Here is a 12,719-nt window from a genome sequence, read left to right on the forward strand (position 1 = left end):
CTCCAGCATAGTCAAACCCTTGATAATTTGCGGTAAATTCAAAAAAATTTCCTACGTTTAATCGAGATCGGAGTCTCCACCCCATGTCGTCCCTGCAACAGATCTTCGGTGAGCTCAAGCAGCAGCTCTCGCAACGCATCATTGGCCAGCAAACCCTGGTCGAGCGATTGATGATTGCCCTGCTCGCGGACGGCCACCTGCTGGTGGAGGGAGCGCCCGGTCTCGCCAAGACGACAGCCATCAAGGCCCTGGCCGACAACCTCAGCGGCGACTTTCACCGCATCCAGTTCACCCCGGACCTGTTACCCTCCGATGTCACCGGCAGTGAGATCTATCGCCCGGAAACCGGCCAGTTCGAGTTCCAGCCGGGCCCGGTGTTCCATAACCTCGTACTGGCGGACGAAATCAACCGGGCACCCGCCAAGGTCCAGTCCGCCCTGCTGGAAGCCATGGGGGAGCGCCAGGTGAGCGTGGGGATGCGGACCTTCCCCCTGCCCTCGCCGTTCATGGTGATGGCAACCCAGAACCCCATTGAGCAGGAGGGCACCTACCCGCTGCCGGAAGCGCAGCTGGACCGGTTCCTGATGCACGTGGTAATCGGCTACCCGGAGCGCTCCGCCGAACGGCGGATTCTTCACCTGGCAAGACAACAGGCCCAACAGGGAGGGGCGGGGGCTGCCAGTCCGGTGACCGCGGAGCAGGTTATGGCTGCCCGCCAGGCCATTGCCGATGTCTTCATGGCGGATTCGGTGGAGGATTACCTGGTGGCCCTGGTGCTGGCCACCCGCCAGCCGGAAGCGCTTGACGATGAGCTGGCCCGCTGGCTCTCTTTCGGGGCGAGCCCCCGCGGCACCATTGCCCTTGATCGTTGCGCCCGGGCGCTGGCCTGGCTGGATGGCCGTGACTATGTCACCCCCGACGATGTCAGAGCCATCGCGCCGGACGTTCTCCGGCACCGGCTGATCCTTACCTTTGAGGCGGAAGCGGCTGGAATCACCACGGATGAGGTGGTCCATCGGCTCCTCGAACGGGTTCCGGTAACCGCTTAAGCTGTGACCATGGCCGAGGCCCTGCTATGACCCCCGACCGTATGACCAATCCCACCCACCGGGTCGCCGTAAACCTCAGTGATCTGCTGATGCTTCGGGCCCGGGCAAGGTCCCTGCAGCTGCCCTCGGCGAGGCGGGCGCTGAACCGTCGCCGCGGCGGTCACATGTCAGTCCTGAGGGGCAGGGGCATGTCGCTGGCTGAGGTTCGCCCCTATCAGGGGGGAGACGATATCCGGCGTATTGACTGGCGGGTGACGGCCAGAAGGCAGGAGCCCCATACCAGGGTTTACGAGGAGGAGCGGGAACGCCCTGTATTGATCCTCGGTGATCTGGGGCCTTCGCTGTTCTTTGCCAGCGAGGGCTCCTACAAACAGGTTCGCTGCGCGGAACTCGCGGCCCTGCTCGCCTGGGTCGCCCACGGTTCCGGCGATCAGGCCGGTGGAATCGTATTCGGCGGTCCGGACACCCGGATCATCCGACCGTCCCGGCGACGCCACACGGTCCTGCAGTTGCTGGACGCCTTCGCCACGCAGCAGCGTCACCGACCGGACCCCGAGCTGGCGAATTCCGCCGGGGCCCTGGATCAGGCCCTGACGGAAGTCCGTCGTATCGCCCATACCGGCAGCCGCGTGTTCATTATCAGTGACTTCAGGGGCGCCTCCAACGGATCCCGACCGCTGCTGTCGGCTCTCGCCCAGCACAACCAGGTGACCGCTGTCGTGATTTCCGACCCCCTGGACGACCACCTGCCCGGCCGTGGAGACTATGCCGTTGCCGGGCCCGCAGGCACGCTCTGGTTCGATGGCGACGACCGCAGCCTGCAGCGGGCCTGGCGGGAGAGTGCTGCGGCCCATCGCCAGGCTCTTGCCCGGCTGTTCCGGGAAACGGGGGTGGACCAACTGGAGCTGGCAACCGGCGAAGATCCCATTTCGCTGATGCATGGACTGACCTCCACGGGAGGACGCCTGCTGTGATCCCCCCGGAGGTTCTGGACCAGCTCAAGGATGTCCGGCCGCCACCCCCGGCACCCTGGTGGCCCCCCGCACCCGGCTGGTGGCTGCTGGCGGCCGCGCTGCTGCTCCTGGCCACCGCCCTGGCGTTCTGGTGGCTCAGGCGTCGTCGCAGGCACGCACCCGGACGGGAGGCGCTTGCGCGACTCAGGCGTTATCCGGTGCCGGTATCCGCGGACCCGGAATGGTATGCCGGGCTGAACCGCCTGCTCAAGGAAACCGCCCTGGCCCGGTACCCCCACCGGAATCCGGCCAGTCTCACGGGCGCCCAGTGGAGCCACTTTCTGGCAACCACCTCCGGTGCCCCGGGGCAGCCCTGGCAGCAGCTGGTGGAAGCCAGCTACCGCCCGCACCCTGCTCTGGAGCCGAGACAGGCCATCGACATGACCGCCGGCTGGATACGGAGGCAGGCATGGTAACTCTTGCCTGGCCCTGGCTGCTTGCCCTCTTGCCCCTGCCATGGCTGCTGAGATGGCTGCGACCGCCCGCACCGGGTCCGGCAACCCGGAGCCCGGCACCGATGCTCCCGTTCCAGGGACGACTTATGGGTATGCCTGGGGTAAGACAGCAGGGAGGGCGAAAGAAACCCTGGCAGACGTGGCTGCTGGTACTGGCCTGGCTGTTACTGGTGGTCGCGCTGGCCCGCCCCCAGCATGTCGGTGAAGCCACCACGCTGCCGGTGAGTGGAAGGGATCTGATGCTGGCGGTGGACATTTCGCCGAGCATGGAAGAGCGGGACATGGTACTCCAGGGCCGCGCCCTGAACCGGCTCGAGGCCCTTAAGGTGGTGCTGGACGAGTTCATCCGTGAACGTCAGGGTGACCGCCTGGGCCTGCTACTGTTCGGTTCCCAACCCTATATCCAGGCGCCCCTGACCTTCGATCACACCACCCTTCGGACATTGCTGCTGGAAGCGGGTCTGGGTATGGCCGGGCGAGCCACCGCCATCGGCGATGCCATCGGCCTGGCTGTTAAACGGCTGAGGGAGCGCCCCCAGCAGCACCGGGTTCTGGTGCTGCTTACCGACGGCGCCAATACCGCCGGCAGCCTGACCCCGCAAAAGGCCACCGAAATCGCCGCGGACGCCGGGGTACGCATCCATACCATTGGCATTGGCGCCGAAACCGGTCGTCAGCGTGGCCTGTTCGGCAGCCGCCAGGTCAACCCTTCCCGAGATCTGGACGAAGGCCTGCTGACCGAGATTGCGCTGACTACGGGTGGCCAGTACTTCCGGGCCCGGAACCTGGAGGAACTGCAGGGCGTCTACCAGGAGATCGATCGCCTTGAGCCACTGGAGCTGGAGAGCAAGCCCTGGCGGCCGACCACCGAACTTTACGCCTGGCCGGGGGCCCTGGCTGCGCTCCTCTGGGTGGGCGGGTTTCTGCTCTCCCATGGCCTGCCCCGCTGGCCCACCGCGCGATACCCGGGCAACGGGGGCCCCGAATGACCGACTTCCTGTTCCTGCGTCCGTTCTGGCTGTTACTTCTGCTGGTGGTGCCGGTGATCGTGCTGGTGCAGCGCCGCCGATCACCCGGCACCAGTGCCTGGCAGCGGATCATCCCGCCGGCGCTGCTGCGGCCCCTGCTTCCTGAAAGAAGCGGTAAAGGCCAGCACCACCGGCGTAACCGGCTGATTCCGCCATTGCTGCTGGCACTGGGGGCCCTGGCACTCGCCGGGCCCTCTTTCCGCACGGCGCCAGCCCCCCTTAACCAGCAGGATGATGCCCTGGTGGTGGTGCTGGACCAGTCGCTCTCGATGCTTGCCACCGATGTCGAGCCTGACCGCAGCACCCGTGCCATTCGCAAGATCCGTGATCTTCTCGCCACCCGGGAGGGCGCCTTTACCGGTCTTGTGGTCTACGCCGGCGATGGCCACGTGGTCACTCCGCTCACTGACGACCGGCGCACCATCGAGGGTCTGCTTACAGCACTCGATCCCCTGATCATGCCCGCCACCGGCAACCGGGCCGATATGGGGGTGGCCCGGGCCATCGACCTTCTGGAACGGGGCACCGGCGGTCGTGGACGGATCCTGCTGATCACCGATGGCATCGGCGAGCGATACCGCCGGGCCATTGCGGAGCAGCTGGCGGAGTCGCCCTGGCAACTGGACGGATTGCTGGTGGGCACCCCCGGCGGCAGCCCCATTCCCATCCCCCGTTCGGGATTTATCCGGGATGGGGATGAGGTGGTGATCAGCCGGGCCAGCATGAATGAACTGGCCGTCCTTGCCCGGCAGGCCGGCGGCGAAGCACTGGCAATGACCACCTCCGATGAGGATATTGCACGGCTTGGCCTGCGGGCGACCGATCAGGGCGACTGGCGGGAAGGTCGGGACGAGCGCACCACCGAGCGTCGCCAGGATGATGGCTACTGGTTGCTGTGGCTGGCCGTCCCCCTGGCATTGCTTGGCTGGCGCCGGGGTGTCCTGATCACCGTGACGTCCGGCCTGCTCTGGCTGCCACCGACCACGACACAGGCGCTGCAATGGGAGGATCTCTGGCAGACCCCGGAACAGCGCGCGCCGGACCTGATCCGTGATGATCCCGCCAGGGCTGCCCGCAAGCTCGATGACCCCCAGTGGCGGGGGCTGGCACTGTTCCGCAATGGCCAGTACGAAAACGCGGCTGAGGCCTTCGGTCAGGGGTCAACGGCGGATGCCCACTATAACCGGGGCAACGCCCTTGCCCATGCCGGCAAACCACAGGCCGCACTTGAAGCCTGGCAGCAGGCACTGGCAAAAGACCCGAATCATGCCCCCGCCCGACACAACCATGAGCTGGTCAGCCGTTTTCTGGATCAGCAGCAGGATGCAGACTCATCCGGCGACCCTTCGCAGTCGGGACAACAGGATCAGGGTCAGCAGTCCGGCGCATCCGGTGGCGACCAGCAGGGCGCTGACCAGAATCAGGACAGCGGATCCCCGGCTTCCGGGGAAAACGGCCCCCCGGCGCGGGATGAAACCGGTGGCAGCTCCGGTGAGCCGGATCCAGCGCAGCCCGGTCAGGCGGCATCGCCATTGCCGGAGGAAAGCGAGAGCGCGAGAGGATCCGGCCGAGAGACCACGCCGCGATCTCAAAGTGACCGTGATCAGACCAATGGCCCGGCCCCCGCGCCAACCGGGCCGGACGCCCTGTCCCAATCCCAGGAACAATGGCTCAGGCGAATCCCGGACGATCCCGGGGGCCTGCTCAAACGCAAGTTCCTGCAGCAATCCCGAAGTCGTAACCTGCCACCGGATGAGGGCGATACACCATGGTAAACCCGGCAATGGACAACCCAACCCCCGCCAGCAGGCTTTACCGCCGGGCCGGGCGCCTTTTGCTGCTGGGAATGCTCGCCCTCCTCCCCGCCCTGGCAGGTGCCCAGGATCCCCGTGAGACCCATATCGAGCTGGCAGCCAGCGACGATCAGGTCTACGTTCAGCAGCAGCTTCTGGTTACTGTCAGGCTGTTCTACAGCGACAATATTGTCCGTGGCGAATTGTCACGGCCCGAACACCCGGATGCGGTTATTGAGGAGGCCGGCGAGCAACGCCAGTACCGCGAACGCCGTAATGGCACCGATTATCGGGTGGTGGAGCGTCGATATGCGATCTTTCCCCAGTCTCCGGGTCCGTTCCAGTTGCCAACCATCGAGTTCGAGGGCCTCGCGCGTCACGACCGGGGCCATGTCTACCGGCTTTCCGACTCCGCTACCCTGTTCGAAATCCATGTGCGGGATATTCCCGCCGGATTCAGTGGCGGCACCTGGCTTCCCGCCCAGGCCCTTACCCTCTCGGACGAAGGCGTTGATCCGGGTCAGGCGGCCCGGCCCGGAGAGAACCTGACCCGCACCCTGAAACTGCGCGCGGAGGGTCTGCCGGCATCGGTGCTGCCACCTCTTGAACACCAGTATCCGGATGCCCTGCGCAGCTACCCTGAACCGGCGAATCGCCAGGCCAGCATTGGTCCCGATGGCATGACCGCGATCCTGGAGCAGACAGTGGCCCTGGTTCCGGTGCCCGGACAGGCCGGAGAAGTGCAGTTGCCGGCCATGCGTATTCCCTGGTGGGATGTCACCGAAGACCGCGAGAAAGTGGCGGTGCTTCCGGCCCGGACCCTGATGGTGGCAGGCGATCCGGCAACCCCACCGGGATCACGGGAGGGGAAGCCGGAGGTATTGCAGGCAAAAGAGCAGGCAATCGGCTCAAATCCATCGGATGAGCTGGTCGGAGGGGGCATGAAATGGGGCTGGTATGCGGCCCTGGCCGTCCTGGCCGCAGGCTGGAGCGCTACCGCCCTGGCCTGGTGGTTTCATGCCCGCAGGCATGCCGGGGCAAAAGCGGACCTGGCCGATAACCGCCCTGTGAACGGCGAAAGACCCCTGTTCAAACGCCTTGAGGAGGCCGCGAAGAGTCTGGACCCGGAATTTTTCACTCTGCTACCCCGCTGGACCGCGGCCGTGACGGGCCGGCGATGCACCACGACCGGCGATGCCCTTGCTGAGCTGGACTCCCCTGAGCTGAGCCAGGAAGTCGTTCGCTGGCAGGAGCATCTCTTTAGAGGGGGCAGCGCCGACAGGCCAGACCCCGAAAAACTGCTGAGGCATCTTCGCCACCGGCGCGGACAGCCACAGCGTACCGATACCGGTTCCGCCCCGGGCCATCGCCTGCCCCGCCTTTACCCGCCCGGCATAGAGCCTGGTGGTCGGTCCGGCTGAACGGCCTGCCCGACGCCCCTGACGGGGCACGAGGATCAGCGCAGTTGCTGGTCGATGGTCAGTACAACCGGATCGCTGTCGCCACTGATCACCGGCACCGGCTCCTGGCGGACACCCTGGTAATCGCCAGGCTGTGGCATGGCGGAGCCGGATGGGCTGATGCGGGCCGCCAGAATGACCTCGTCGGCGCCGGAAATCCGAAACTGTGGCGCCATGGCCAAGCGATCATCCAAACGCAATTCCAGAGGAAGCTCGCCGGCGCGGGCCCGGGCCACCGCAAGCGGAGCGGATTGCGTATCCGGGTCCCGGGCGTACACAAAGACCGTAGTGTCCGGAGGCACCTGCCCCCGGAAGGCTTCATCCAGTACCACCCGCACGTTCACTCCCTTGTCGGACAGGTCCTCCGGGGCTGAGGGGGAAGCCTGGAGGTTTTCAGGAGCATCCATTCCGAGAGCCTCATAGGCCCGGGCAACACCCTGACGAATCGACGCCAGCTGGGGATGATCCGGCGCCACCTCGATGATCCGTTCCCAATAGCGGATCGCGTCCTCGAAATTGCGCTGTTCAAAGGCGTGGATACCCAGCAGTCCCAGGGAATTCACCTCGTCGGGATTCAGCTCCCGGGCCTTCTTCATGGCGCCGGTAACCTGTTCGGTCATGGCGCCTTCGCTGTGAAAGAACCAGGCCTGCGCCGCCAGTCCCCAGGCAACGGCGCTGGCGTTATCCTCTTCAACCACTTCCGCCAGGCGCTCAAAGGCACGGGCGGCCTGGGGATAACGTTCCATGCGCATGTAACTGCGGCCCAGCATGGCCCAGCCGTCCGGATTATCAGGCTGCGCCTCAAGACGCTGGGCCAGCTGTGAGGTCAGCTGCTCCATCTGCGCCATCCGGTCTCCACCGGAGGCTTCGATATCCCGCATGGCCTGGTACTGTTCAACCCTGTCAAGAGCCCCCCACTGCTGGTACATGGCCACCGAACCCAGGGACAGGAGAAGCGCCGCAACGATCACCACCGCCCAGGTACTGCGGCGGCGGTGGTCCAGACGGAGCTCATCCGCCGTCACCTCAAGGGGTTTTTCGTCGCCGACATCATCCAGCATTGATCCGGCCAGTTCTTCCTTGAGCATGCGGAAGTTCTGTTCGTCCAGAATGCCCTGTTCGTATTCCGACTCCAGCTCCGCCATCCGGCTACGGTAGGCCAGCAGGTTCTGATTACGGATATCCGAGTTGATCCTTCGCTCAGGGCGGGCAAAGAACAGGGGGTAAAGAACGAACAGAAATGCCAGGGCAACAAGCGCCGCCGTGGTGATCCAGAAGGTGGTTGTCATAAGGCGTCTTTAAGGTCAGTTCGGGTGTAGGGTTGCGGATCAGGAGGATTCCCGGCGCAGCAGGTCATCGGCCTTGCGGCGTTCGTCGTCGCTCAATGCTGCCGGCCCAAAATCATCATCCCGTTGCGAGCGGCGGACTATAACGATTACCACGATGAGGCCGACCAGCACGACAATGGCCGGCAATAACCAGAGTAAAGCGGTGCGGCGATCAAAGGTCGGCTTGTAACGGACAAACTCGCCAAACCGGGCCACCAGGGCGTTGACCACTTCGTCTTCATCAGCGCCTTCCTGCATCATGCGGTACACTTCCTCCCGCATGTCGCTGGCAATGGGCGCGTCGGAATCGGCAATATTCTGATTCTGACACTTGGGGCAGCGGAGTTCGTTGAGGAGCTCATAGAACTCCCGCTGACGCTCCGCGGACTCCATCGGATACATATCGATCCCAGAGGAGGCCGTTGTCTCCTTCTGGCCCCGGTCCTGTTGCTGGGCCATAAGCCCCCCGGGCAGGAAGACCAGCAACGACAGCAGTACAGCCAGCGGATTCATCAGCCTTCCTCCCGGTACTGACGGATGCGGGGTTGCAGTTCCTCTTCCCAGACCTTTTCATCCACCACCCCGACATGGCGGAAACGGACGATGCCCTGCTGGTCGATGATGTAGGTTTCCGGAGCGCCGTACACCCCCAGGTCAAACCCCAGGCGGCCCCTGGGATCGAACAGCGTGAGCTGGTAGGGATCACCCAGATCCTGCAGCCACTCAAGCGCCTGGTCACGATTGTCCTTGTAGTTGAGTCCGATAATGGGGATGCCTTTTTCTTCCGCGAGCCAGATCAGGTCGTCGTGCTCATCGCGACAGGCCGGGCACCAGGTGGCCCAGACATTCAGCAGCGATACCTGGCCCTGGAATACTTCCGGTGTCAGGGCCCGGTCCGGATTCTTCAGATCGGACAGTTCGAAGACCGGCACCGGTTTACCGATCAGCGCCGAATCCAGCTCCTGGGGGTCCTTGCCGAGGCCGGAGGCGAGAAACACGCCCACAGCAATGGCGAGGATTACCGGTATGAACAGCAGGAACCGCCTCATGCGCCAGCCTCCGCGGGCCGGCCGGTGCTACTTGATGAGCTCTCAGGGGATTGCTTCACGCGGCTCGCCGAGGTCTCCCGGATACGGTAACGACGGTCGGCAATCGCGAGGAATCCGCCGATGGCCATCACCAGGGCGCCCAGCCAGAGCCAGCGAACCAGTGGCTTGTACTGGACCCGCACAGCCCAGCCATTCTCGCCCACGGGTTCGGCCAGCGCCACGAACAGGTCCCTGATTAGCCCCGGGTCGATCCCCGCCTCGGTCATGACGTTGCCCTGAACCAAGTAACGACGGCGCTCCGGATAGAGTGTGGTTACGTACCTGCCGTCAAGGGTGACCTCGAAACGGCCGACTTGCGCCGTGAAGTTGGCCCCCTGGCGCTCGCCCACCCCGGCAAACCGGAACTCGTAGCCGCCCACCTCGGTCTGGTCACCCGGTGACATCCTGAGATTGCGCTCGATCCCGTAGTTGCTTGCCACGCTGGCACCGGCGATCACCATCGCCAGGCCGAGATGACCCAGAACCATCCCGTAAAAACTCCGCGACTGACGTTTCAGTCCGTGCCAGCGGCCGTGGCGGGAATCCGACCTCAGCCACAGATCCTGGAAGGTCGCAACCGCGACCCAGGCAGCCGACAGTACACCGGCGAACGCCCAGGGTTTGAAACCGCCCATGGCGACCATGACCGCCGCAGCGACCACCAGACTGACGGCAGCGGGCCAGAGCAGTTTGCGGGCCAGGAAGCCACCGTCGGTCCGCTTCCAGCGGGAAAAGATGCCGGCGCCCAGCAGCAGGCCCACGGCAACCGCCAGGGGACTGAAGGTCAGGTTGAAAAAGGGCTCACCCACCGACACGTCTCCCAACTCGTAGTAACTCGCGATCAGCGGAAACACCGTGCCCACCAGGACCAGCAGCATGGCCGCCATCAGGAAAACATTGTTCAGCAGCAGGAATACCTCCCGCGACAGGGAGCCGAAGCGGACCCGGGTATGCACGACCGGTGCCCTGAAGGCATAGAGGGTGAGACTGGCCACTACCGTAATCGCCAGCAACCCCAGCAGGAAAGCACCCCGGGTCGGGTCGGCGGCGAAGGAGTGCACCGATGTCAGGACCCCGGAACGAACCAGAAATGCGCCCAGCAGACTCAGGGAGAAGGTCAGAATCGCCAGCAGCACGGTCCAGCTCTTGAACACGCCGCGCTTTTCCGTCACCGCCAGGGAGTGCATCAGGGCGGTGCCCGCGATCCAGGGCAACAGTGAGGCATTTTCCACCGGGTCCCAGAACCACCAGCCGCCCCAGCCAAGCTCGTAGTAGGCCCACCAGCTGCCCAGGGCGATACCCAGGGACAGAAACGCCCAGGCCACGGTCGTCCAGGGCCGTGACCAGCGGGCCCAGGCCGCGTCCAGGCGACCATTGATCAACGCGGCAATGGCGAAGGCAAAGGCCACGGAGAAACCCACGTAACCCATGTACAGCAAAGGCGGATGGACAATCAGGCCGAAGTCCTGCAGCAGGGGATTAAGGTCGGCCCCATCCGCCGGCACATTGGGGAGGATCCGGTCAAACGGGTTCGAGGTAAGCAGGATGAACAGCAGGAAGCCGATGGACACCATACCCATCACGGAGAGAACCTGGGAAACCATCACAGACGGCAGGCGGCGGCTGAAGATGGCCACCGCCAGGGTCCAGCCCGCAAGCATCAGAATCCACAGCAGCAGGGAACCCTCATGGCCGCCCCATACCGCGCTGAACTTGTAGTACCAGGGCATCAGACTGTTGCTGTTGTTGGCCACATAGGCCACCGAGAAATCATCGATAAGGAAGGCCCGGGTCAGAATCGCAAAGGCGATCGCTACAAACACGAACTGGCCGGTGGCCAGGGGCCGGGCGAAAGCCTGGAGGCTGTCTCGGCCGGTCAGTGACCCCACCAGCGGAACCACCGCCAGCAGTATCGCCAGCAGCAGCGACAGAATCAGCGTAACTTGTCCGAACTCCGGAAACATGAATCTCTCCCTCCGGGGTGAGTTAAGAGTGGCAATCAGCCATCAATAGTTGGGCAACTCTTTCGCACCCTGCTCTTCGGCGCGGGCCGACGCCTTTTCCAGTGCCTTGCTCACTTCCGGAGGCATGTACTGCTCATCGTGCTTGGCAAGAACCTGTTCCGCCATGAAGCGACCCTCGCCATTAAGATGCCCCGTCGCCACCACCCCCTGCCCTTCGGCGAACAGGTCCGGAAGTATGCCTTCGTACATGACCGTTACCGAGGAGGCATAGTCGGTGACGCGAAATTCCACCTTCAGGCTGTCCGGGTCGCGCCTGACCGAGCCTTCCTCCACCATGCCACCTGCCCGGATCCGGACATCCACCGGCGCCTCGCCCCCGGCGATCTGGCTGGGATCGTAGAACAGGTTGATGTTCTGGCGAAAAGCGTAGGTGGCCAGACCAACGGCTATGGCGAGTCCTGCCAGCAGGAAAAGAATGATGCTCAGCTTTCGTTTACGTGCCGGGTTCATGATCGGTTGCCTGCCTCACTGTCGGGAAGTATTGATCCGCTGGAAGCTGCCTGCGGTCGACCCCGCCTGCAGGGGACTCGCTTCCGTCTTCTGTTGCTGGAGCTGTTTCTGCTCACGCACCAGCTGGCGACGCTCCCGGAGGGACCACCAGACAAGCACGCCAAGCAGCAGGAAAAAAACGCCATAGCAGGTCCACACGTATGGGCCGTGGCCTTCCATGACGATCAGGGCATTAAGGGAATCAAACGCCATCGGCTCGGGCTCCTCCGGAAGATACGTCTGAACGGCCGCCCGGGTGCATCAGATCCTGCACCCACCGGCTGCGGCGCTCGCGGCGCAGGACTTCGGTCTGCATCCGGTACAGGGCGATCCAGCCAAACCACAGGTACAGGCCCACCACCACCAGCAGCAGCGGCACCCACATTTCAGGGGGCATGGTGGGTTTTTCTGTCAGCTTGAAGGTGGCCGGCTGATGGAGCGTGTTCCACCAGTTCACGGAATACTTGATGATGGGAATGTTCACCACACCCACCAGTACCAGTACCGCAACCGCGCGCGCTGCGGATTTTTCATCGGCAATCGCCGAACCCAGCGCCATTACCCCCAGGTAAAGGAACAGCAGGATCAGCATGGAGGTGAGCCGGGCGTCCCAGATCCACCAGGTACCCCAGGTTGGCTGTCCCCAGACGGCACCGGTGAACAGGGCCAGAAAGGTCAGGGCCGCTCCCACCGGGGCCACGGCCTTGACGAAGACATCCGCCAGTTTCATCTTCCAAACCAGGGTGACCACCCCGGCCACCGCCATCATCAGATAGACCGATTGGGCCAGGAATGCCGTGGGTACGTGGATGAAGATGATCCGGTAGCTGTTTCCCTGGAGATAGTCCTTGGGGGCGAAGCCCAGGCCCCAGACAATGCCCGACAGGGCCAGCAGCAGGCCGATACCCAACAGCCAGGGCATGAAGCGCCCCGCGATTCCGTAGAACCACTTCGGTGACCCCAGCTTGTGAAAAAATTGCCACATCGGGCGT

General features: G+C 64.2%; 13 protein-coding genes. 6 read left to right on the forward strand and 7 right to left on the reverse strand.

Annotated elements, in window-relative coordinates; translation table 11 throughout:
* Positions 1-83 precede the first annotated feature (83 nt).
* The 6 genes from BM346_RS04500 to BM346_RS04525 are packed head-to-tail and all read left to right on the forward strand — an operon-like array spanning position 84 to position 6,759.
* Positions 84-1,049, forward strand: coding sequence for an AAA family ATPase (locus BM346_RS04500; RefSeq protein WP_092009256.1), 966 nt, complete (start codon positions 84-86; stop codon positions 1,047-1,049).
* Between the two features lie 26 nt (positions 1,050-1,075).
* Complete coding sequence (locus tag BM346_RS04505; protein ID WP_227662899.1) at positions 1,076-2,023, forward strand: DUF58 domain-containing protein; 948 nt, start codon at positions 1,076-1,078, stop codon at positions 2,021-2,023.
* Entirely contained in the window at positions 2,020-2,478 is a 459-nt protein-coding gene (locus BM346_RS04510) for a DUF4381 domain-containing protein (RefSeq protein ID WP_139229900.1), read from the forward strand. The genes BM346_RS04505 and BM346_RS04510 overlap by 4 nt, the downstream gene beginning before the upstream one ends.
* Positions 2,472-3,506: a vWA domain-containing protein gene (locus BM346_RS04515; protein ID WP_092009258.1), complete on the forward strand. Its 1,035-nt coding sequence runs from the start codon at positions 2,472-2,474 to the stop codon at positions 3,504-3,506. The genes BM346_RS04510 and BM346_RS04515 overlap by 7 nt, the downstream gene beginning before the upstream one ends.
* Positions 3,503-5,320: a VWA domain-containing protein gene (locus tag BM346_RS04520; protein WP_092009260.1), complete on the forward strand. Its 1,818-nt coding sequence runs from the start codon at positions 3,503-3,505 to the stop codon at positions 5,318-5,320. The genes BM346_RS04515 and BM346_RS04520 overlap by 4 nt, the downstream gene beginning before the upstream one ends.
* Positions 5,321-5,328: 8 nt before the next feature.
* Positions 5,329-6,759 carry a BatD family protein gene (locus tag BM346_RS04525; protein WP_167812641.1) on the forward strand — a complete coding sequence of 477 codons (1,431 nt, stop codon included), beginning with the start codon at positions 5,329-5,331 and terminating at the stop codon, positions 6,757-6,759.
* Between the two features lie 35 nt (positions 6,760-6,794).
* Here the strand turns inward: BM346_RS04525 and ccmI are convergent, their stop codons facing one another.
* Genes ccmI through ccmC form a run of 7 tightly spaced genes read right to left on the reverse strand, consistent with a single transcriptional unit; the run spans position 6,795 to position 12,712 of the window.
* A complete protein-coding gene (gene ccmI / locus BM346_RS04530; protein WP_092009264.1) occupies positions 6,795-8,087 on the reverse strand; it encodes a c-type cytochrome biogenesis protein CcmI in 1,293 nt (430 codons plus the stop codon).
* Positions 8,088-8,126: 39 nt separating this feature from the next.
* The gene (locus tag BM346_RS04535) at positions 8,127-8,639 is read right to left on the reverse strand and encodes a cytochrome c-type biogenesis protein (RefSeq protein WP_092009266.1); all 513 of its coding nucleotides are present in this window, start codon (positions 8,637-8,639) and stop codon (positions 8,127-8,129) included.
* Complete coding sequence (locus BM346_RS04540; protein ID WP_092009268.1) at positions 8,639-9,175, reverse strand: DsbE family thiol:disulfide interchange protein; 537 nt, start codon at positions 9,173-9,175, stop codon at positions 8,639-8,641. The genes BM346_RS04535 and BM346_RS04540 overlap by 1 nt, the downstream gene beginning before the upstream one ends.
* Entirely contained in the window at positions 9,172-11,178 is a 2,007-nt protein-coding gene (locus BM346_RS04545; protein WP_092009270.1) for a heme lyase CcmF/NrfE family subunit, read from the reverse strand. The genes BM346_RS04540 and BM346_RS04545 overlap by 4 nt, the downstream gene beginning before the upstream one ends.
* A 42-nt stretch (positions 11,179-11,220) precedes the next feature.
* The gene (gene ccmE / locus BM346_RS04550; protein ID WP_092009272.1) at positions 11,221-11,688 is read right to left on the reverse strand and encodes a cytochrome c maturation protein CcmE; all 468 of its coding nucleotides are present in this window, start codon (positions 11,686-11,688) and stop codon (positions 11,221-11,223) included.
* 15 nt (positions 11,689-11,703) lie between these two features.
* Complete coding sequence (gene ccmD / locus BM346_RS04555; protein WP_092009274.1) at positions 11,704-11,940, reverse strand: heme exporter protein CcmD; 237 nt, start codon at positions 11,938-11,940, stop codon at positions 11,704-11,706.
* Complete coding sequence (gene ccmC / locus BM346_RS04560) at positions 11,930-12,712, reverse strand: heme ABC transporter permease CcmC (RefSeq protein ID WP_092009276.1); 783 nt, start codon at positions 12,710-12,712, stop codon at positions 11,930-11,932. The genes ccmD and ccmC overlap by 11 nt, the downstream gene beginning before the upstream one ends.
* Positions 12,713-12,719 lie beyond the last annotated feature (7 nt).

It is taken from the genome of Marinobacter daqiaonensis (assembly GCF_900115285.1).
Classification (GTDB): domain Bacteria; phylum Pseudomonadota; class Gammaproteobacteria; order Pseudomonadales; family Oleiphilaceae; genus Marinobacter; species Marinobacter daqiaonensis.